Origin of the sequence: Parasphingorhabdus cellanae (assembly GCF_017498565.1) — a bacterium.
Lineage (GTDB): Bacteria > Pseudomonadota > Alphaproteobacteria > Sphingomonadales > Sphingomonadaceae > Parasphingorhabdus > Parasphingorhabdus cellanae.
On record NZ_CP071794.1, the window covers coordinates 2,358,445 to 2,379,022 of the forward strand.

At 47.7% G+C, this 20,578-nt stretch carries 17 protein-coding genes and 1 pseudogene; 14 read left to right on the forward strand and 4 right to left on the reverse strand.

The window, feature by feature from the left end; genetic code table 11:
- Positions 1–7 precede the first annotated feature (7 nt).
- Positions 8–1,156 carry a tyrosine-type recombinase/integrase gene (locus J4G78_RS11305; RefSeq protein ID WP_207986667.1) on the forward strand — a complete coding sequence of 383 codons (1,149 nt, stop codon included), beginning with the start codon at positions 8–10 and terminating at the stop codon, positions 1,154–1,156.
- A 78-nt stretch (positions 1,157–1,234) separates the two neighbouring features.
- Here the strand turns inward: J4G78_RS11305 and wecC are convergent, their stop codons facing one another.
- Both wecC and wecB read right to left on the reverse strand, forming a co-directional pair.
- Positions 1,235–2,533, reverse strand: coding sequence for a UDP-N-acetyl-D-mannosamine dehydrogenase (wecC, locus tag J4G78_RS11310; protein WP_207986668.1), 1,299 nt, complete (start codon positions 2,531–2,533; stop codon positions 1,235–1,237).
- A 116-nt stretch (positions 2,534–2,649) separates the two neighbouring features.
- Entirely contained in the window at positions 2,650–3,795 is a 1,146-nt protein-coding gene (gene wecB, locus J4G78_RS11315) for a non-hydrolyzing UDP-N-acetylglucosamine 2-epimerase (RefSeq protein ID WP_207986669.1), read from the reverse strand.
- Positions 3,796–4,206: 411 nt separating this feature from the next.
- Between wecB and J4G78_RS11320 the strand changes: the two genes are divergently transcribed.
- On the forward strand, positions 4,207–4,680 hold the full coding sequence (locus tag J4G78_RS11320; RefSeq protein ID WP_207986670.1) for a nucleoside-diphosphate sugar epimerase/dehydratase: 474 nt from the start codon (positions 4,207–4,209) through the stop codon (positions 4,678–4,680).
- A gap of 116 nt (positions 4,681–4,796) precedes the next feature.
- Entirely contained in the window at positions 4,797–5,036 is a 240-nt protein-coding gene (locus J4G78_RS11325) for a polysaccharide biosynthesis protein (RefSeq protein ID WP_207986671.1), read from the forward strand.
- Between the two features lie 112 nt (positions 5,037–5,148).
- On the opposite strand, the pseudogene J4G78_RS11330 reads toward J4G78_RS11325, so the two are convergent.
- Positions 5,149–6,041, reverse strand: a pseudogene (locus J4G78_RS11330) (MobA/MobL family protein); the annotation flags it as partial.
- Between the two features lie 73 nt (positions 6,042–6,114).
- Between J4G78_RS11330 and J4G78_RS11335 the strand changes: the two are divergent.
- The 6 genes from J4G78_RS11335 to J4G78_RS11360 all read left to right on the forward strand — a co-directional run bounded on the left by J4G78_RS11335 (position 6,115) and on the right by J4G78_RS11360 (position 13,442).
- Positions 6,115–6,336 (forward strand): conjugal transfer protein TraD, encoded by a 222-nt coding sequence (locus J4G78_RS11335; RefSeq protein WP_207986672.1) that lies wholly within the window; start codon positions 6,115–6,117, stop codon positions 6,334–6,336.
- 807 nt (positions 6,337–7,143) lie between these two features.
- The gene (locus J4G78_RS11340) at positions 7,144–8,595 is read left to right on the forward strand and encodes an O-antigen ligase family protein (protein ID WP_207986673.1); all 1,452 of its coding nucleotides are present in this window, start codon (positions 7,144–7,146) and stop codon (positions 8,593–8,595) included.
- Positions 8,596–8,693: 98 nt separating this feature from the next.
- Positions 8,694–9,413 carry a polysaccharide biosynthesis/export family protein gene (locus tag J4G78_RS11345; protein WP_207986674.1) on the forward strand — a complete coding sequence of 240 codons (720 nt, stop codon included), beginning with the start codon at positions 8,694–8,696 and terminating at the stop codon, positions 9,411–9,413.
- A gap of 33 nt (positions 9,414–9,446) precedes the next feature.
- Positions 9,447–11,618, forward strand: coding sequence for a GumC family protein (locus J4G78_RS11350; RefSeq protein ID WP_207986675.1), 2,172 nt, complete (start codon positions 9,447–9,449; stop codon positions 11,616–11,618).
- Positions 11,619–11,697: 79 nt separating this feature from the next.
- Positions 11,698–12,876: a hypothetical protein gene (locus J4G78_RS11355; RefSeq protein WP_207986676.1), complete on the forward strand. Its 1,179-nt coding sequence runs from the start codon at positions 11,698–11,700 to the stop codon at positions 12,874–12,876.
- Between the two features lie 11 nt (positions 12,877–12,887).
- Positions 12,888–13,442, forward strand: a complete 555-nt coding sequence (locus J4G78_RS11360) for a sugar transferase (protein WP_207986677.1) — start codon at positions 12,888–12,890, stop codon at positions 13,440–13,442.
- Between the two features lie 65 nt (positions 13,443–13,507).
- On the opposite strand, the gene J4G78_RS11365 is transcribed toward J4G78_RS11360, so the two are convergent.
- Entirely contained in the window at positions 13,508–14,371 is an 864-nt protein-coding gene (locus tag J4G78_RS11365) for an NAD-dependent epimerase/dehydratase family protein (RefSeq protein ID WP_207986678.1), read from the reverse strand.
- Between the two features lie 147 nt (positions 14,372–14,518).
- Between J4G78_RS11365 and J4G78_RS11370 the strand changes: the two genes are divergently transcribed.
- The 5 genes from J4G78_RS11370 to J4G78_RS11390 all read left to right on the forward strand — a co-directional run bounded on the left by J4G78_RS11370 (position 14,519) and on the right by J4G78_RS11390 (position 20,558).
- A complete protein-coding gene (locus tag J4G78_RS11370; protein ID WP_207986679.1) occupies positions 14,519–15,628 on the forward strand; it encodes a glycosyltransferase family 4 protein in 1,110 nt (369 codons plus the stop codon).
- A gap of 104 nt (positions 15,629–15,732) precedes the next feature.
- Positions 15,733–16,788 carry an SDR family oxidoreductase gene (locus J4G78_RS11375; protein WP_207986680.1) on the forward strand — a complete coding sequence of 352 codons (1,056 nt, stop codon included), beginning with the start codon at positions 15,733–15,735 and terminating at the stop codon, positions 16,786–16,788.
- Positions 16,789–16,807: 19 nt separating this feature from the next.
- The gene (locus tag J4G78_RS11380; RefSeq protein ID WP_207986681.1) at positions 16,808–18,085 is read left to right on the forward strand and encodes a nucleotide sugar dehydrogenase; all 1,278 of its coding nucleotides are present in this window, start codon (positions 16,808–16,810) and stop codon (positions 18,083–18,085) included.
- Between the two features lie 99 nt (positions 18,086–18,184).
- Complete coding sequence (locus tag J4G78_RS11385; protein WP_243457325.1) at positions 18,185–19,474, forward strand: lipopolysaccharide biosynthesis protein; 1,290 nt, start codon at positions 18,185–18,187, stop codon at positions 19,472–19,474.
- Positions 19,467–20,558 carry a glycosyltransferase gene (locus tag J4G78_RS11390; RefSeq protein ID WP_207986683.1) on the forward strand — a complete coding sequence of 364 codons (1,092 nt, stop codon included), beginning with the start codon at positions 19,467–19,469 and terminating at the stop codon, positions 20,556–20,558. The genes J4G78_RS11385 and J4G78_RS11390 overlap by 8 nt, the downstream gene beginning before the upstream one ends.
- Positions 20,559–20,578 lie beyond the last annotated feature (20 nt).

Here is a 20,578-nt window from a genome sequence, read left to right on the forward strand (position 1 = left end):
TGATAAAATGGGAAAGCTGACTGCAACAAAAATTCGTAAGCTCAAAGAACGCGGAAATTATGGCGATGGCGACGGATTGTTTCTGAGAATAGGGGATTCGGGTAAAGGCTATTGGGTTATTCGCTGCCAGATTAATGGACGACGGCGTGATATTGGCCTTGGTTCACTCAGTCTTATGTCATTGGCCGAAGCTCGTGAAGCAGCCTATCTGATCCGTAAAGACATCCACAACGGCCTTGATCCGATTGCCGAGCGCAAAAAAGCGAAGCTTGTCATTCCGACCTTTAGGGACGCTGCGAAACAGGTCCATGCCGAGCGTCGTGTCGCCTGGAAGAGCGGCAAGCACCAAAAGCAATGGATGACGACGATCGAAAAGCATGTTTTTCCCAAAATCGGCGATCGGCTAGTCAATGATATTGAAGGACCGGTTATACGGGATGTACTGGTCCCGATATGGCTGACAAAACCAGAAACAGCGCGAAGGGTAAAACAGCGGATCGGAGTTGTCCTCGATTGGGCCTATTCCAATGGTTTGCGTGCTTCTGAAGCACCTCTCCGTTCGGTAGGGCGCGGTTTGCCCAAACAACCGAAGAAGGATAACCATTTTGCTGCAATGCCTTATGAGGAAGTGCCAGAGTTTCTAAAATATCTGCATACCAAGGAAAATGTGAGCCGTCTGGCGCTGGAGTTCCTGATTCTGACTGCTACCCGTTCTGGCGAAGTACGCGGCGCCACGATGAATGAGATCGACAGCTGCAACCACCTGTGGACAATCCCAGCCGACCGCATGAAAATGGGTAAAGCGCATACAATCCCGCTGACAGCGAGCGCACTAGATGTTCTGGAACGCGTTCGGCCCTATTTCGCTCCGGTTAGTAATCTGATTTTTCCAGGGAAAAATGTGAAACGACCGCTGTCCAATATGACTTTGATTAAGGTGCTGAGAGTTGCGGAACTACCGTATACTGTACACGGTTTTCGATCCTCATTCCGCGATTGGGTCGCGGAGCAAACCAGCTATCCCGGCGAGGTTGCCGAAGCAGCTCTAGCACACAGCATAGCAAACAAGGTAGAAGCAGCTTATCGCCGCACCGACTATCTCGAAAAGCGGCGGCCTTTGATGCAGGACTGGGAGCGATTTTGTATCGCTGGTTGAATTCCATTTCAATGGTTTCCCATTTGGAGCTTCAAACTGTTTTGTGCGTGTGTGAAATAGTTTTACCTATTGTAGTTTTTAGCTGGCAAGCCGAAGATCGCTGCTGGCCTTCAGATTATTCGGCTGGTCTGGCCAGATGCCGCGCGTGTCGTAAACGACTTTATCGGCCCGCTCGTCCAGCGGAATTGATTTGAACATATCATGATCGGTTAGCGTGATCATCACGGGACAGCTTTCTAGAGCCTCGTCAATATCTACCAACTCTGCTCCCGTACCTTCAAATGCAGCGGGTAGTTCGTTAGCATAAGGCTCTACTACCTTGACCCGTCCGCCATAGCGCCGCGCCAGCTTGGCTGCGATCTTTAGGGCGGGGCTTTCCCGAAAATCATCGATATTGGCTTTGAATGCCAATCCGAAACAGGCGATTGAGACGCTGGGCAATTCGTCAATCATCAAGGATGCCTGCTCCAGAACGTGGCCAGTTTTGCCATCATTCACCTCGCGGGCGATGCGGATAAGCGGCGTATGATCTGGTGCACCGTGGACGATGAACCAAGGGTCAACAGCGATACAATGCCCGCCCACGCCGGGGCCAGGCTGCAATATGTTCACGCGCGGATGGCGATTGGCGAGGCGGATAACCTCCCAGACATCCAAATCCATCTCATCAGACACAATGGAAAGCTCGTTGGCAAAGGCGATATTCACATCGCGGTAACTGTTTTCGACCAGCTTTGTCATTTCCGCGGCTCGCGCGTTTGTGGTGACGCATCCTCCGCGGACAAAGCGGCGATAAAAATCCAGAGCCTTTCGGGCACAGCGCGGCGTGATGCCGCCAATGCAGCGATCATTATTGGTCAACTCCTCAAGTATCTTGCCGGGCAAAACCCGTTCCGGACAATAAGCAATCGCAACATCCGGTATGTCATTGGTCAAGCCTGGTATCTTGAGATCAGGACGGAGCTTCGCGATCAAATCCCGCATCTTTTCGGTCGTTCCGACAGGAGATGTGGATTCCAATATGATCGTATCACCAGCTTTTAAAGCCGCCGCGACATTGGTGGCAGCGTCCATCACATAGCTCGTATCCGGCACATGATTATCGCCAAAAGGCGTCGGAACCGCGATAACAAAAACGTCGGCGGCCTCAACCTGCAACGAAGCCCGCAAGGTACCGCGAGACACCACGCCTTGCACCAGGCCATCGAGGTCCACTTCTTCGATATGGATTTTGCCATTATTGATCGTGTCAACGACATGAGCCGTCACATCCACGCCAAGGACCGGGCATCCTGAACGCGCGATGATGGCGGCGGTCGGCAGGCCAATATAACCAAGACCCAGGACGCAGACGGAAGGTTTCTCGTCGGAAAGCATGATCGCAAAATCTCCTATATGCGCCCGATAGGACGCAATTGTTCACAATCTGCGTAGTCAAACATCGTAAATAATTAGGTAATGTCGTCAGATTCTCTGGGATATGGCTCGGAGTTTCATGACACGAGGCTTTGCTCGATTACATCAGCAATCCGCTCACTGGCCTGGCCATCTCCGAAGGGATTATGGGCCTTTGCCATTGCATCATAATATCGCTCATTATCAAGCAGCTCGTACGCTTCTTTCAAGATCAGGTCTTTATCGGTTCCCACCAGCTTGGCGGTGCCAGCTGCAACACCCTCGGGCCGTTCAGTCGTATCGCGCATTACCAGCACCGGTTTCCCCAATGCCGGTGCTTCTTCCTGCACGCCTCCGCTATCGGTCAGCATGAACGTGCAAGCATCTAAAAGTGCAACAAAATTGGGATAATCCAACGGTTCGATCATGGCGACATTGCTCAGACCACCCAGCGCATCATTCATGATGGCCCGGACATTGGGGTTGAGATGGACCGGAAAAATCAGCGCCACATCATCCCTGCCCGCAAGTTCGCGCAGGGCAGCAGCGATATTGGTCAAGCCATCGCCAAAATTCTCGCGCCGATGGCTGGTCACGCCGATTATTTTCTTGCCCGACAATCTTTCAAACAGAGCCTTTAGATCGGCATCCAAAAAGTCTTTTTCCTGACTTTTTTGCACCGTGGCTAACAATGCATCAATCACCGTGTTGCCGGTGACGCTGATCTGATCCTCTGGCACATTTTCTTTACGCAGCGCAGCGGCCGACGTCTCTGTGGGCGCAAAATGCTGATCGGCAATCGTGCCAATAATCTTGCGGTTCACCTCTTCCGGCCAGGGATGATAAATATTATAACTGCGCAAGCCCGCCTCAACATGGCTGACGGGAATTTTTCGATAATAAGCCGCGAGCGCTCCACACATCGCTGTGGCCGTATCGCCCTGCACCACCACACGCTGCGGTCCGATCTCATCCAGAGTTTGACCAATACCTGCCAGTACTCGACCGGTTAACTCGTCGAGGCTTTGATCTGCACGCATCAAATCGAGGTCATAATCCGGCACGATATCGGTAATATCCAGCACCTGATCGAGCATTTGGCGATGCTGGGCCGTGACGCAGCTGATATTTTGCAAGGAGCTGCGTTTTGACAGGGCTCGGACGACGGGGAACAGCTTAATAGCTTCCGGTCTTGTTCCGAAAATCGTGACGACTTTCGGTTGCGATGATTTGCGGATTTCCATAGTCAATTCGCTAACAACTTATGCCTAAAATTTTTATAACATCTGATATCGGGCGTGGTTCTATAGTATATTCCATCTTTTGTTATTGCGATCCGGTGAAAATTATAAGCCAGCCTATGTTAATATTTTAACATGTCTGCATGACAAGCCGAACCGTCAAATCGAAACATTTGGAAAACACCGCGAAGTCGTTTATTAGACCGCAGTCACTTTTGACATTGCGGTTCGACTAGTCTGGGATTTAGTAAAATCGAAACTATAACCGCCTTTGTAACCTCCACATTGGAGAGAATAGCAAATATCTCGCGCTGACAGAAACAGGTTATCGTGCTGCTCTTGGATATGATCCTTTGCATCCAGTCGATATGGATAGCCTATTCGTTACACGTTGACGTCTGGATTTATTGGGATTTGGCAATTAAAAAAGTTGTGCTTGCCGCGCTATTGATGATGATGCCGATAATCCACTTCGTCGGCGTTTACGATGCGATTTTCCGCTACGCTGGATCCGGTATGATGAAGACCTTGGTAAGGGCTCTCATCCTCTACGGGGTTCCCATGGTCGTCCTTTTTTCGGTCATTGGAATAGCAGGCGTTCCAAGAACAATTGGTGTGATTCAACCGATTATTTTCTTTATAATGGTTGGTTTCTCTGGTGTTATAGTGCGATATTTGATGGTTGATATATTAGGGCGCAACCGTTTTGGCGGACAGGTTAAGATGGTCTTGATTTATGGTGCGGTCAATGCGGGTCAGCAGCTGGCGTCGTCCATGCGCTCTGAGTCAGCCAAGAGATTGCGAGGCTATGTTGATGATGACCAGCCTCTGGATGGCCAAAGCTCGACGGCGACAAGATTTTCTGGAGCGGTAACCTGCCGGAAATAATCAACAGATATGCGGTTACTGACATCCTGCTGGCTCTTCCGAACATCTCCCAAAAAAAGCGTGCTATTGTTGATCAGATTCAGAAGTTCAAGGTCCACGTCGAAACCCTGCCAAACATGAAAGACATCATCGACGGTAAAGTGTCATTCAACGATATCCGTGAGCTGGATATCGAGGACTTGCTTGGCCGCGAAGCAGCCTCGCCGAATGAACTGCTGTTCGGCCGGACAATAGTTGGCAAGACGGTGATGGTGACCGGAGCGGGAGGTTCTATTGGTAGCGAACTTTGCGGGCAAATTACAAAATCCGGGGCACGCCAACTCATATTGTCCGAGCTGTCAGATTTTTCACTCTAAGCTATTGAAAAAGAGCTCAAAAAACTATCTCAAGCAACATGGCTCTGAAAATATGGAGGTCATTCCTGTGCTGGGGTCGGTGACCGACGCAAATCGTGTGGAGGAAATCCTCGCGTTGCGCCGTGAGGGAGGCAGCGCGTTGCAGCCGCTCTCCTACTAAAATCATCTCTTTGCTGGTAAAGCGCTCGTGGCCGCGCGCATCTTTGCCTAGTGCAATAATATCCGTTGCATTTTTACCGCATGCATCGCCGCATCAAACTGCTCCTTCCCGCCGGAATGGCGGTATACGAAAATGGCAAGATCGCGCTCGGTAATGGTCGCCTGCTGTTTTTTAATAGCTTCCAAAGCAATACCGGGGCTGGCGATAATCTTTGCGCCGTTGCGCCTTGCAATGTCGGCATGCTCGGCCAGCCGTTCAGCCTCCAAGGCCATGCCCGGACATTCTTGCTCCGGCAGGCCCGATCTTGTTCTGCGGTTCCAGATCAATGCCCTGATCTTCCCATGACCGGTGATCAATTTGCACATTGATGTCCAATGATACTAAACGCGCGTTGACATGGCCCGTCCAATGCTCGCGCCATTGCTGTACCAGCGCAGTCTTGTTCCAGTCGCGCACCTTGGCGCCAAAGCCGTCTTCGTCAACTTCGCGCATGGTCAGCATGACATGGGCATGGGGCTTGGCCAGCCTGTCTGCGCCCATATCCCAATGGACATTGAGATTGGCGATCATGCCCTTGTTCACAAACTCGGCTTTTACAAAATCACGGGCCAGATCGATGCCTTGCTGTTCCGTCATCTCGCGCGGAATGGCAAATTCCACTTCACGGGCAAGCTGGAAGTTCCTGCGTTTCTACGTGGCCTCGATGGCGTTCCAAAGCCGCTCGCGGTCCGACAGATGATCCGGCGCACCCTCCCGGCAGCAGCACTTCACTATGCACCAGACGCCAAAGAGCTGGATCCGTTGGCGCGCGAAATGATTTTTGCGGAGAAACGATAGATAGCCATCAGGACTATTCATTTGCACTCTTCAAGCGAGGTCGGTACGATGTATAAGCGCGCCCTCCCATGAAAAATTCCCGTGCGGGACCGGCACGTATCACACCGTTCCGGCAACCCTGCAGCGTCGCGCACAGACTTGTTCTATAGTGTCTTCATCACACGCGCCGACAAGCTGGATGCGGACATGCTGGCGGGCGTATTGCTCGCCGCCGCGCAAAGCAAAGATACCGGTCGGCAGGAAGCGTGGCGCAGAAAAAGGCGCGTGCGTTTTTTACAGCCCCTCCCGCAGGGTGGCTCGTAACGGTAAAACGAACGCGCCGAGCAATGAAGCAAACGCAGGCTATGGTGCACCGGCCTAAAGCAAGCCAGCGTCGCACTGACAAAAGGATTAGGTGATGAAACGCCGGGAGCGCACCCGCCGTCTGATTGAACTGGGCGGGTAGGTACAAGCGCCGGACTGGTCGAACTCACCGATGATGGCCGGACCATGATTTTTGGCGCGTTCTTGCGAATGGCCGAATTGCTGTGAAGCGAACGCGGCAACGAAGTGCGGTTGCTCTGGCAACGAAACGGCAAGCGAACGTTTGAGAGTGAATGATTAAGCGGTCGTCAATCAAACCTTCTACTATGCTTTGACAGTTAACGACTACAATGCCTGAATGGCAGCAAATACATTCAATTATCCGAATAATCTCACGACACCTGAACAGATATGTCTATTGGCCGAAGATTATCGCAGAAAACCAACCATCATGATGGCGTAGACTGTGCTTCTTTTATCTTGCAGTTTAAAATCATATCCCATCAACTTATATTTTTTCCGCCACTCAGACTGGCAGATTGAAACGTCGATCAAATCATTGCCACCAATCCGTCCAGAATAATTCGCAAAATAAATTTAAGGGTCGCGGATGGAGGCGGATCCATTTTTGATATAGTAAGTTTGTTTTGATGGAGATGTCTGCAATCTTATGTTGGCGAATCTAATGAATATGCTTGAAAGGTTAAAATACGAGGGCTACTTGCAATCGACTTATCAGATTGCCTTGGAGTCCGAAAAAACAATTGCAGACTAAATCTAATCCTTAGTTTTGTAGGTATTTAGGCCATGAAAATCTCAAAAAGAACTCTGAAAACGTTTATGGAAAAACTGTCTGCACCAGAGATTCGTTTCTATGCGTTTATGATATTCTTTGCCATAGTGTTTTTTACTGGCGGCGGTGCGCGGGATGACATCCAGTCGTTGCTTATGCTCCGGCCGCTCGCTGTTCTATTTTGTGCCTACGCGCTGGCTGTAAAGATTCCCGGGCAATGGAGAGAACGTTTATTCCCAATATATATTGCTTGCAGTTTGTTAGCACTAATGGTCTTCCAACTGATACCCCTTCCTCCATCCATCTGGACCGGATTGCCGGGACGACAAATTTTCTCGGATATCGCAAATATTGCCGGAATTGAACAGCCTTGGCGACCGCTGTCGCTGTCACCATCTAGAACTTTGAATAGTTTGTTTTCGCTTGCAGTTCCTATCGCAGCGATGATGCTTTATCTCAACCTCGATAATGAATATCGGAAGCGTGCGATCCCTGTTATTATCATTTTATGCGCAGTTAGTGGGCTTTGGGCTGTGTTCCAAATGGTCGGTCCATCGCGTGGACCTCTATACCTCTACCGAATAACCAATTTTGGAAGCGGAGTTGGTCTTTTTGCCAATCGAAATCATCAAGCTGTGGTGCTTTCCTGTGCAATCGTAATGTTGGGCTGGTATGCTGCATCCCAAAAACCCAACGCTAAACTGGCGGTATTAAAGCTTTACGCAAGCATCGCGACTATGCTTGTTTTTATCCCACTGATTTTTGTGACAGGGTCTCGAGCGGGCTTGTTGTTGATGGTACCGAGTTTGTTATTTGCTCTATTTTTCATCTATTTCGGACGATATAATTCACGCAACGCTCGTCGACAGAATCGCCCTCGAAATCGAAAACAAAGGTTCGTTTCGCCGCGCCAAGTCATTTTATTTGTAAGTGGCTCTGCAATCATTGGTTTTGCAGCGCTGTCCGTTATATTTTCCCGTTCACTAGCATATGACAGGCTTTTTAACAGTGGTGGCATCAACGAATTGAGGATACAAGTATTGCCGACGCTAATTACTATGATCAGGGATTATATGCCTTGGGGGAGTGGCTTTGGTTCATTTGAGCACGTTTACAAAATTTATGAACCACTGAAATTGCTCAATCCCAGCTACTTCAACCAAGCACATAACGACTGGCTTCAATATCCAATTGAAGGAGGAGCCGCAGCCGTTTTGATTGCTGTTCTTGGTGGCTGCTGGTTCTTGATACGTCTCACGCAATTAGCTAAAAACTGGCGATTCTCCCGCCATGAAAAGTATGCCGCAATAATGTGTATTTCCATAATGCTGTTTCTTCTCGCTGCAAGTATTGGCGATTATCCTCTTCGAGTACCTTCAGTAATCGCCTTATTCGCGGTTCTAGCTTGCATTTTCAACGATAGCGTTCGCGCTGTTCAGCTAAGCGAAATGAGGCAATTACAATAACTAACAATAAATTATTCTGGAAATCTAATTCGCGAACCATGAATGGTTTACCTGTGGAATCTCTTCGTCTAACGATGATCACTAAATATGGAACTTATATGACGATTATAAACCGCTTATTGCTGCTGTTTTTTCTATTACTGCTGCCTTCATGCGGGGGCCAGACGGTGCTAGGCGAAAGCCCTAACGTTACCCTTGTGTCCAGCGAGGGCTTGCCCGAGCCTACTCGTGTTGATTTGTTAAGTTCTAATCGCCCTTACCTGATTGGGCCTTTTGACAAGCTGAAAATTGACGTTTTCGGGATCGAGGATTTGAGTAAGGAAGTGCAGATTGATGCCAGCGGGCGTTTGTCTTTTCCTCTCATCGGAGTTGTGAGAGCTTCCGGCCGTACACCGGGAGAACTGGCGGATGAGTTAGAAAAAAAACTGCAAGGCCGCTATGTCCGAAACCCGCAAGTAACGATCAATCTAGAAGAGACTGTTAGTCAGGTCATTACGGTTGATGGACAAGTTTCCAAACCCGGACTGTACCCAGTTATTGGCCGTATGACACTGATGCGCGCGGTTGCTACGGCAGGTGGCACAGGAGAGTTCGCAAAGTTGAATGACGTGGTTATTTTTCGGAACGTTAATGGGCAACAACTAGCAGGCCTGTACAATCTAAAAGCCATTCGCCGGGGAAATTATGGCGACCCAGAGGTTTTTGCTAATGATGTAATTGTAGTGGGTGATTCTCAGGCCAAGCGCTTGTTCCAGCAGCTCATTGAAGCCTCACCGCTCATAACAACACCGCTAATCATATTGTTACAAAGAAGATAATATGATGCGATGTCCCGGGAAAAGAATATTTGTATGATAGACGAAAAAGCAGCTGTATTAGTACCAGATCCGTATAAGGATCAAGAACAAGTAACGCCAATACTATTGCAATATTGGCAGGCGGCTCATCGATACAAACTCGCCATTGCGATAATTGTAGCAGCCTGCATGGCGCTTGGAATCATCGTGACGCTGCTGATGACGCCTTATTACAACTCGATTTCACGGATTGAGATTAGCCGGGATCAGGACAAGGTCACCAACGTCGAAGGTTTGCAGGCCGATGATAGTGGCAGCCGAAACCTGGAATTTTATCAGACGCAATATTCGTTATTGGAAGCCCGCTCACTGGCCGAGCGCGTTGTTCGCGCTCAAAATCTCTCTACACGCGATAGTTTTTTTGAAGCCTTTAATGTCGATCCTAGTGATTCTGGCATGCTGTCTGGAAGTGATAACATACAATCTGCCGCTCAGCGAAAAGAACCACTTAAACTCGCTATCGAACTGTTACAAAAAAACATTACTATCTCACCAATTCGTGGTTCTAGCCTCGTAGACGTTGGCTTTCAAAGCCCTGACCCCCGACTATCTGCCGAAATAGCTAACGCTTGGATTGAGCAATTTATTGCGTCCAATATGGATAGGCGCTTCAATTCAACGGCAGACGCGAGAAATTTCCTATTGGAACAGCTAGATGAGCTCAGACAGAAACTGCAAGATTCTGAGCGTAATCTTTCAACATATTCTGATAAAAAAGAAATTATTACGCTTTCATCAGAAAAAAATGACAGCGGAAAAACAGTGTCGCAGAGAACACTGGCATCAGCAAATTTGGAGATGGCTAACGCCGCACTGGCAGAAGCGATGTCTGACCGCATTATTGCCGAAAGCGAAGCTCGCCAGAGTTCCGGGAATGAAAACGCTCTTACAAATAGCGCGCTCAACAATCTTCGTGCAGAACGTGCGAAGGCTCAAGCCGAATATGCCAAACTCGCGGTTCAGTTTGAGCCCGAGTATCCGGCGGTAAAAGCTATGGCATCTCAGATTACAGCACTTAGTCAAAGTATTGTCGCGGAAGAGACGCGCTCTCGTGCAGGAACTTCCGCCCGATATAGAGAGGCTGTCGAACGAGAGCAAAAACTGCAAACTGAGGTCAATCGACTGAAGCGTCAGTTTAGTGGCGAACGCCGAGATTCAATTCAGTATAATATTTTCCAGCGGGAAGTTGATACGAACCGGCAACTTTATGATGGTCTGTTACAGCGATACAAAGAAATTGGTGTCGCCGGTGTCGGATCAAATAATATTTCAGTTGTCGATCGTGCAGAGCCCGCGGAGGAACCCTCCAGCCCAAACCTTCTGCTGAATTTAGCTTTGGCACTGCTTGCAGGTGTTGGCCTAGCCGTTTCTTATGTCTTAGTGCTCGAGCAAATTGACCAGACAGTGAAAGATCCGGCTGAGCTCAAGTCCAAATTGGGCATTGCTTCACTTGGTTCCATTCCTGATTTCGATAAAGAGGACATTTTGCTTAGCCTTACCGACAAAAAATCAGTGGCTTGGGAAGCCTATCTTTCGATACGCACCAGTCTCGGTTTTCTGACAGACCATGGTGTCCCGCGCTCTTTTCTGCTTACCAGTACACGTCCTAATGAAGGTAAGAGCACCTCTGCATTCGCTCTCGCGGCAGTCCTAGCCAGCGCTCGAAAGCGTATTTTGTTGATCGATGGCGATATGCGTAATCCATCTCTGCACAAAATGCTCGGATCCGATAATGACGCCGGATTGAGCAATTTTCTGTCAGGCACCAACGATTTGGAGCAACTAATATCTAAAAAGACAGCGCATGAATTTGATATCATGACAGCTGGCCCTATACCGCCCAATGCAGCCGAACTTCTTAGTGGTCCGCGCATGAATGAACTGGTCGCAAAGCTTAACGAAATATATGATACCATTATTATAGATGCTCCCCCCGTTCTTGGGCTGGCAGATATCCCGCTTTTAGCCGACTCAGTGGAAGGCGTGATTTATACTATCGAAGCAGGCGGAGTGAAACTACGTGGCATCCAGTCCGGGCTGGAGCGAGTACGTAGTTCACGTGCGCATGTATTTGGCGGAATTGTGACAAAGATTCAATCGCAACATTCTGGATATGGTTATTCTTATCAGTACAGCTATGGGAGCGAGCAAGCGGTAGAAACTTGAAACAATTGGCGATGATATATGTTATCTGCACTTCTTATATTGAATACCATTAAATTCCAGTTGTTGAGGTCATAGAGTTATGCTGAGAAACATTCTGCTATGGATTGGTGCCATATCTCTCGCGCTTGTGTCGAGCTTAGCGGCATTAGGATCGATTACTAAAACCAAACGTCCTGAACTGGCATTATCGCTCCAGCCAACAAATGGTTTCGCAGCAGAAAAAATGGCAGTTGAACTCGTTATCGGGCGGATAGTTAAGGATCGAGGCAAATTTCCTGATCAAATCAATCCTTCATGGTATAAACTAGCTTTGCAGGCCTTCGAAACCGAGCCAGTCTCACCGGCGGCGATCGCTGTAATCGCTCTGACGAAAACTGGGAACGTACGCCGATCCCTTATGGAAAAAGCCTTTAATCTTTCAAGACGCCAGCAATTAGTTACGGGTTGGATGATCGCCGACAGTGGATCACGGAACGATATCCCATCCATTCTCCAATTCTACGATACCACCCTCAGAACAAGCACGTCGTCTGCTGGCACAATTATCCCGGTAATGGCAAATGCCTTGGAAAACGAGAATTTTGTTGAGCCTTTTGCTGCGATTTTATCTGTTAATCCGCCTTGGGCTGACCTTTTCTGGGCAAAGGTCGCGGCTACACCTATTGCGATCACGAATGCTGCCGATCTACGTAGGCTGTTATATAAAAAAAATGACCAAAACGAGGATTTTCGGGATAACTCTCTGATCAACGCACTGGTAAATAACAACCGTATTGGAAAGGCAGAACAACTGTATATGCTTTTCACCAATGCGTCCGGAGATGACCATCTCATTCGAGATAGTGAGTTCAATTCGGAGCCTGTCTATCCCCCATTTGACTGGCAACTTTTCTCTACTGGGGAATATGGAGCTGCCATAGGGAAGGGCAGATTGAATCTAAGCGCTATCCATAACTCTGGAGGTTTGTTCGCACGGCAGCTTGTAAAGCTGCCCAAGAGGATTCTTGATATGGAAGTCGAGGCTGCGCGAGACATACCAGAGAATGCCGAGTTATCCTTGGGGCTATCCTGCGCAGAAGACATTAAAAATAGACCTAGTGAAATAGACATTCCACTAAAAGAAAGAATAACTACACGCAAAATCAGTAACCAAGGATCACCTTGCGAATATTATTGGGTAAGTATCTCGGGGAGATCCTCAGATCACGGTGATGGATTTGATATTGCAATTACATCCGTTTCGTTGCGCAACCAGTAGGGGGGACTTTGGTGAAGCGTCTGTTTGATATACTCTTAGCAATGGCGTTGTTCGGTCCGGCCGTAATTCTGATATTTTTCGCTGTAATTTGGATTAGGTTAGAGAGTTCAGGACCGGCCATCTTTAGACAGATTCGTGTGGGCAAACATCAAAGACCGTTTACGATGCTTAAATTAAGAACGATGCAATCGGGTACTGGTGACCGGGCTTCCCATGAGACATCCGCATCACATATCACAAGAGCAGGGAAATGGTTGAGACAAACTAAGGTCGATGAACTACCACAAATTTGGTCTGTCTTTATCGGTGACATGAGCTTTGTCGGTCCGCGACCATGTCTACCAATACAGAACGAACTTATCGACGCACGAGAGCGTTTAAATGTATTTTCTGTTTCGCCTGGAATTACTGGTCCGGCACAAATCGCGAATGTTGATATGTCCACGCCCGAAAAACTAGCAGATATAGACGCATTTTATGTAGCAGAACGATCATTTGGCCGCGATCTTGGCTACATCTGGAATACAGCGTTCGGCAAAGGGAGAGGTGATGCGATTAGTCGATAAAGGCCAAGGCAACTATAGCCTGTTTTATACGAAACAATCGCTCACTATTTGGTCTTTCAATTGTTTCAGTAAGGCCGCATCGTAATTTCAAACGCCTCGCGCATTGAATAACTCGGCACGTAACCCGTCTGCCGCTTAAATTTAGCATCCTGATAGCAAGCATCGTCTAGCAAGCTAGATGCGCGGCTTCTTAGAAGCAATTTTAGTATAGGTTTAACTATTGGACCAAGGCTAAACGTCCTTGTTCCTTTGCCGGCAATAGTGGTCATAAGGTCATAGATTCTAGCCGGGCTTAGAGGCTCATGATCCACTGTTATGTAGATTCCCTCAAGCTGCGCTTCGATCGCTGCTACTACCGCCCCCGCAAAATTATCTATGAACATGAAATGACGAAGGTTGCTTAAGTTTGCAAATGGTAACGGCAATCCATTCAATGCACATTTTCTCAGTATTCCAAAGACTCCACCGGCTTTGGCTCCATATAAAATCGGTGGACGCAAGATACATATTTTGATGCCGCTGTTGCCCAAATTTCGCAACCGTTTGTCACCTTCAAGTTTAGTGTGGCCATATTCAGAATTCGGACTTTCAACATAATCTTCGGTAATCCATTCTCCTGGTTGACTGACGCTCCCGATTGCAGCGACACTGCTAATGTGTAGATACCCATCAGTAATACAATCGTGTAATTTATCGTATAATTCTGCGGGTAGATGTGTATTCGCTCTACGGTCCACAGCATTGCCAATGCGAGTGCTACCCGCGCAATTTATTACCCAATCACATTGACCTAGCGATAGCCGAAGATCTTCCGGTTTTTGTTCTAGCTCAGACCTCGTAATAACATGGACTTTATGACCCCGCTTGCGTATGGCGTCGCGGATTGATGACCCAACAAAACCGGAAGAGCCTGCGATTGCAATTTTCATTTGGTCGCTTTCCTAAGTGACATTAGAATTGAATTCTTTCAGCTATAGAAGCGCGATAGGCCACTTTTTATCTCGTAGCTTTTTCAACTTCCGGCTTGTGTTGGTCAAGTTCATCTAACAAGAAATCCGAAAGGTTCGAAATCAAAAATGTCTGTTATATTGATCAACGGATCTCATCCCGACTACCTCATAAATTTACGTGGTCCTCTGATATCTGATCTGATTGCTCGTGGACATGTTGTCCATGTCACATCTCCCAATATAAGACACCAAGAATCGGCTGCATTATCGTCTCTTGGTGCCATATCACACAATGTGAATCTTGAAAGACGAAGTCTCAACCCTTTAGCAGATCTAAGATACCTCTTTGACATCGTATCCTTGATAAAAAAGGAGAAGCCGGATTTCGTCCTTGGTTATACAATAAAACCAAACATCTGGGGAACCTACGCGGCGGCCCTATGTCAGGTCGATTCCGCTGTAATGGTGACTGGACTCGGATATGCGTTTGTTCCCACTGGAGGTACCAAACAACGTATCGGTAAAAAGGTCATCCACAAGCTTTATCGACTTGCAACCAATAAGAATAAGGCGGTGATTTTCCAGAACACTGACGACCGAAACGATTTCACCGCACAAGGTTGTCTAAGTGACATTAAAAAGGCGAAAGTTGTGAACGGGTCAGGTGTCGACACAGATTATTACTCGCCGACCCCGCTTCCTGAAAAACCGGTGTTCTTGTTGGTTGCGCGGTTGCTTATATCGAAAGGAGTTAGAGACTACGCGACCGCAGCCGTTAGTATTTTAGCTAAACGTCAGGATTGCCGCTTTTTGATTGCAGGGTTTTTGGATAATGGCCCCGATAGCATAAGTCAGGAGGAATTGGACTCGTGGATTTCCAGCGGTATCGAATTTGTTGGTCATCTCGATGATGTTCGACCAGCGATTTCAAGTGCCAGTGTCTATGTTTTACCTTCCTACCGTGAAGGAACGCCCCGCACTGTACTGGAAGCTTCGGCAATGGGTAGAGCGGCGATCGTGACAGATGTTCCTGGCTGTAGGGAAACGATAGTCGATGGCGAAACAGGGTATTTAGTACCGGTGAGAGACGCAAACGCTTTAGAAGCGGCTATGTTGGCTTTAGCAAATGATGCAGACTTACGATCAAAGATGGGGGCAGCTGCTCGAGAGTTTTGTGACGAGAAGTATGCGGTTGGAAAGGTAAACGATGCCCTGATCGGCTACCTCGGTCTATAGCATGGACGTTCGCGGGTATTTTTTGAAATGTAATAGTAATTCAAATTCAACCGATATAAGGACGTCCAAGTTATTCAGAATCGCTTTTTAAGGACAAGTCATTGATGACGAGCATCGACTCAAGTTCCAAAGTGTCAGAATCTTTTTTAAAACTCGTCAGTATGCAGCAAAGGACTTGGCTAATAACCGGAGTTGCCGGTTTTATTGGATCCAATCTTCTTGAGACGTTGTTGCTTGCGAACCAAAATGTGCGTGGCCTAGACAATTTTTCGACAGGCTATCAGGCCAATCTGGAAGAGGTTCGAAAAAATGTCGGCGGAGATAATTGGTCACGCTTTCATTTTACAGAGGGTGATATATGCTCTTCTGACATTTGCCTGAATGCGGTGCGTGATGTTGATTATGTCTTGCACCAGGCTGCTCTGGGATCTGTGCCCCGCTCGTTGGCGGACCCTCTCATGACCAATCAAGTAAATATCAACGGTTTTCTCAATATGTTGGATGCTTCAAGAGTGGCGGGCGTAAAGAGCTTTGTCTACGCCGCATCCAGTTCGACTTACGGTGATGAACCCAACTTACCCAAGATCGAAAATCGTATAGGCAACCCTCTATCGCCTTATGCAGTCACCAAATATGTGAACGAGCTTTATGCGGGCGTCTACGCGCGAAGTTACGGTTTCAAAGCAATTGGCCTTAGGTATTTCAATGTTTTTGGGCCACGACAGGATCCGAACGGCGCCTATGCCGCTGTAATACCGAAGTGGACTGCGGCGATGATCGCGAACGGGGATGTTCACATCAACGGCGATGGCGAAACTAGTCGTGATTTCTGCTTTGTAGCAAACGCGGTGCAAGCCAACTTACGCGCCGCATTGTCTTCAGAAGACTGCCATAACGAGGTTTACAACGTAGCGATTGGCGATCGCACGACGCTTAATGATCTTTTTAATGCGTTGAAAGAAAGCTTGGCTGAATTACAAATTCACTATGCAAAAGAACCGGTTTATACCGAATTTAGGGCGGGTGACGTCCGACATAGCCAAGCGGATATCAGTAAGGCACGGGAGAAGATCGGATATGAGCCCACACATCGGATTAAAGACGGTATCAATTCTGCTATGCCATGGTACGTGCATAGTTTTCATGGTGAGACCGCATAAACCCAAGCAGGAAATCTGAATGCAAGAGACAATTGTCGTTCTTGGCCTAGGTTATGTAGGCCTGCCCGTCGCGGTCGCTCTGTCAAAAGAATTTGATGGTGTCGTTGGCTTTGACACGTCCTTGAGACGCGTAGAATCTTTGCAATCAGGCCACGATTGGACAGGAGAAATTTCGGATGATGATCTGTCCTCTTCATCACTAAGCATTACCAATGATCCCGATGTTATTGCCAAAAGCACTTTTCTGATTGTGACTGTTCCAACACCAATTGATGCTGAAAACCGACCTGATCTTGACCCAATCCGCACTAGCTGTGAGATTATCGGTCGAAAGCTTAGAAAAGGATCAGTCGTAGTTTTTGAATCAACGGTTTACCCTGGTGTTACCGAGGATATTTGCGGCCCGCTGTTGGAAAAACTTTCTGGCCTGAAGCGCGGAGAAGACTTCTTTTTGGGTTACTCACCCGAACGCATTAACCCCGGCGATAAAGTGCACAGATTGGAGACGATCACAAAAATTGTCGCAGCAGAGAATGACCATTCACTCGAACGCGTAAAATCCGTTTACGGCCCTATCATTGAAGCCGGACTGCACGTCGCACCGACCATCAAAGTGGCAGAAGCGGCAAAAGTGATCGAAAACACGCAACGTGACCTCAACATTGCTTTGATGAATGAACTAGCGTTGATTTTTGATTTGCTGAATATAGACACTAGCGACGTTTTGAAAGCTGCGGGTACGAAGTGGAACTTTCTTCCATTTACTCCTGGCCTTGTGGGCGGGCATTGTATCGGTGTTGATCCCTATTATCTGACATCTGTAGCCGAGAAAGCAGGGTATCGGCCCGAGGTTATTTTGGCTGGACGCCGTATTAATAACAGTATCGCAAGCTATGTTGCGCAAAAAACTGTAAAGATGCTTACCCGCGCAGGACACAATCTAGCTAGTGCAAAAATTGGTATTTTTGGTCTAACTTTCAAACCAGATGTGCCTGATATTCGAAATTCCAAAGTTCCAAATATCGTTCGAGAGCTAGAGGAATTCGGCATTGTAGCGCTAGTCCATGATCCATTAGCCAATCCCAAAGATGCGAAATCTGAATATCAAATCGATCTGTGCGGCATCGAAGATATGGGTTCGTTGGATGCGATCATTCTCGCTGTAGCGCATGATGAATATAAGGAAAATGCTGATGCCATAAAGGGTTTGCTCAAAAGTGATGGCGTAATCCTAGAAGTGATGCCCGTTTTTGATAGAAATAAGATGGCCGATAGCGGCAATAGCTGGCGACTTTGAGCATTCACTGTGAAAGTAGCTGCGGTGTTTGAAGCTGTTGGCCTCCGATAGAAAATGAATTATCGAGGTAAAAAAATTGGCTTTATTCAATTCCAGGCCATGCTGGCTTCTGCGAAGAAATCGGATTTTGCCAGAAATTTGAGTTGGCAATATGTTGCGAATATTGGTGTAGGAGTTTTAGGGGCCCTATACCTCCTATTGGTAGCGGCTAATTTGGGCGCTGCCGAATTTGGTCTTTACAGTATCGTAATATCGCTGCCGACCATCATCTTCCTAATTTTAGATGCGCGAATGCAGGAAGCCTATATTTACTTTCATGCACAACAGCACAAGAAAACGATGCATCCTCTTCTTGGTCCATTGCTTTCAATTGAACTAGCCTTACGCCTTTTGTCCCTTCTGCTCGGGTTGTTTTTTGTCGCCTTTGCAGGTCGGTTGCTTCTTGACCCGCAGGGATTAATCCCGGCCGCCGCTGGCTGCGTGTTTATATTTTTGGCAAAGACCACCAACGGCTTGACTACGGGCATGTTACGTGTGGCAGGCAAGCTGGATCTCGTGGCAAAAACACAATTGATGGATTGGACGCTACGTATTGGTACTATCGGTATTTTATGGTCTATCGATCAGATAACTATATTGAACCTGATTATAGGCCAGGCTTTATCAGGTCTTGTGTTCAACCTGTTTATGTTCGTGCAAGCGTCTCGTACAATAGATGGACCTTCGAAGATCCCGAAGCTGGCGGACATGGCAAGTAGCTGGAATTTTTTCCGGGACAATCGGCGGATATTTCTAAGCAATCAAGTAACCAACGCGTCAGAGTCTATAGCAAAGGAGCTCGACGTCATCGTTATTTCACTATTCGTCGCGCTTCCCACTGTTGGGGCGTACAAATTGGCAAAAAGCTGCGTTTCTATAATCTGGCGGCTTGGGGATCCCATCTATATTGTTATCATGCCGAGATTGGCGGAATTGGTCGCTGCGAATCGCTCGGCTGAATTGATGGCCTTGGTAAAAAAACTCAGCCTTGCGCTCCTAGCGCTTGGGCTATTTCTCTATCTCGGTGGCATCTTTGGCGTCTGGATAGTATTCACATATCTTTATTCCGCAGAATTTGACCAGGTTCCGACGCTATTTTTCTGGATGGCTTGGGCAATTTTCGTCACATTACCGATTATCTGGGCGCACCCGCTTGCTGCGTCTCATGGCCGACCAGACTTGCAAACCGCTGCAAGCGTTTCTGGAAACTTAATAGGCCTTTCGGTTATTGCAGTGGGTAGTGCCCAATTTGGTGCAAATGGTGCCGCAGTCGGTGCTGCCACCGCTATGTGTTTGCCAATGGTGATTTGTGTCATCATATTAAGAATCAAAGGATATCTCCATGCATGACCAGCATCAAACTGAACTGTTGCATATCCATCTGATCTTAAGCGCCGAAAATTCGGGTTGGATTATCCAAAAAATGGCTGAAAGAATAGCGGAGTTTGCTGGAGAGTTTGGAACCACCGTGACGATCTCTGATCAAATAGATCCCGAGGCTTCGGTCAATCACTGGATGAGCTACGCGTTCGCTAATGTACCGCAAAGTACACCCGCGACGATGATGATCACACATTTGGACGACCCGTACAAAATACGACTGGTGCAGTCAGAACTCCAAAACGGAATAGATATTGGGATATGCATTTCCAGCCATCATCGAGAATTTTTATGTGAACAAGGCGTAGATGCATCAATGCTCGCGTTCGTCGTGCCGGGCCATGATTTTGTAGCAAAGCCAAGGCGCATAGTCGTAGGGCTCACAACTCGGCTCTATCCAGATGGACGAAAACGGGAATTCATGCTTGAGAAGCTTGCATCAAAAATATCGCTTGATAGCATCCGCTTTCGTATTTTTGGGGCTGGGTGGGAAAAGATGATACCAAAGCTTGAAAGTGCTGGAGCTGTGGTAGATTATTTTCCTGGGACCGATGATTATACTAACGATTATCTAGAGATGGTAGAGGCCATCCCGAACTTTGACTATTACCTTTATCTGGGTAGGGATGAGGGTTCATTGGGAACGCTGGATGCGCTATCGGCTGGAGTAAAGACGATCATCACGCCTCAGGGGTTCCATTGTGACTTGCCTGGAGGCATATCCCATCCGTTTTGGGAACAAGAGGAACTCGAGGCGGTTTTCCAGAAGATAATCGAAGAACGGACTGAGCTTACTAATGCCGTGGCTAGGTTCTCTTGGCGCGAATATAGTCGGCAACATATACTTTTATGGCGCTCGCTCCACGAAAATAAGCATAAGAAATATATCGCTCAAGCTATGACAAAGGACAAATCGGATCAGAGCCTAGTCACCGCTAGGCACGAAAGCCGAGCTGACTTGTTCCTTAGACTTTTGAGTTACAGGCGTATCTTGTCTGCAATCAGCCATTTACCATTTTTGCATGGATTAAGGAAATGGTGGAGAACCAGATGATCGCGAAAGGTGGATGCATG

Coding starts and splice junctions, on each gene's coding strand:
- J4G78_RS11305 (WP_207986667.1), top strand. CDS start 8: ATGGGAAAGCTGACTGCAACAAAAATTCGTAAGCTCAAAGAACGCGGA.
- wecC (WP_207986668.1), bottom strand. CDS start 2,533: ATGCTTTCCGACGAGAAACCTTCCGTCTGCGTCCTGGGTCTTGGTTAT.
- wecB (WP_207986669.1), bottom strand. CDS start 3,795: ATGGAAATCCGCAAATCATCGCAACCGAAAGTCGTCACGATTTTCGGA.
- J4G78_RS11325 (WP_207986671.1), top strand. CDS start 4,797: ATGAAAGACATCATCGACGGTAAAGTGTCATTCAACGATATCCGTGAG.
- J4G78_RS11340 (WP_207986673.1), top strand. CDS start 7,144: ATGAAAATCTCAAAAAGAACTCTGAAAACGTTTATGGAAAAACTGTCT.
- J4G78_RS11345 (WP_207986674.1), top strand. CDS start 8,694: ATGACGATTATAAACCGCTTATTGCTGCTGTTTTTTCTATTACTGCTG.
- J4G78_RS11350 (WP_207986675.1), top strand. CDS start 9,447: ATGATAGACGAAAAAGCAGCTGTATTAGTACCAGATCCGTATAAGGAT.
- J4G78_RS11355 (WP_207986676.1), top strand. CDS start 11,698: ATGCTGAGAAACATTCTGCTATGGATTGGTGCCATATCTCTCGCGCTT.
- J4G78_RS11365 (WP_207986678.1), bottom strand. CDS start 14,371: ATGAAAATTGCAATCGCAGGCTCTTCCGGTTTTGTTGGGTCATCAATC.
- J4G78_RS11370 (WP_207986679.1), top strand. CDS start 14,519: ATGTCTGTTATATTGATCAACGGATCTCATCCCGACTACCTCATAAAT.
- J4G78_RS11375 (WP_207986680.1), top strand. CDS start 15,733: ATGACGAGCATCGACTCAAGTTCCAAAGTGTCAGAATCTTTTTTAAAA.
- J4G78_RS11380 (WP_207986681.1), top strand. CDS start 16,808: ATGCAAGAGACAATTGTCGTTCTTGGCCTAGGTTATGTAGGCCTGCCC.
- J4G78_RS11385 (WP_243457325.1), top strand. CDS start 18,185: ATGCTGGCTTCTGCGAAGAAATCGGATTTTGCCAGAAATTTGAGTTGG.
- J4G78_RS11390 (WP_207986683.1), top strand. CDS start 19,467: ATGCATGACCAGCATCAAACTGAACTGTTGCATATCCATCTGATCTTA.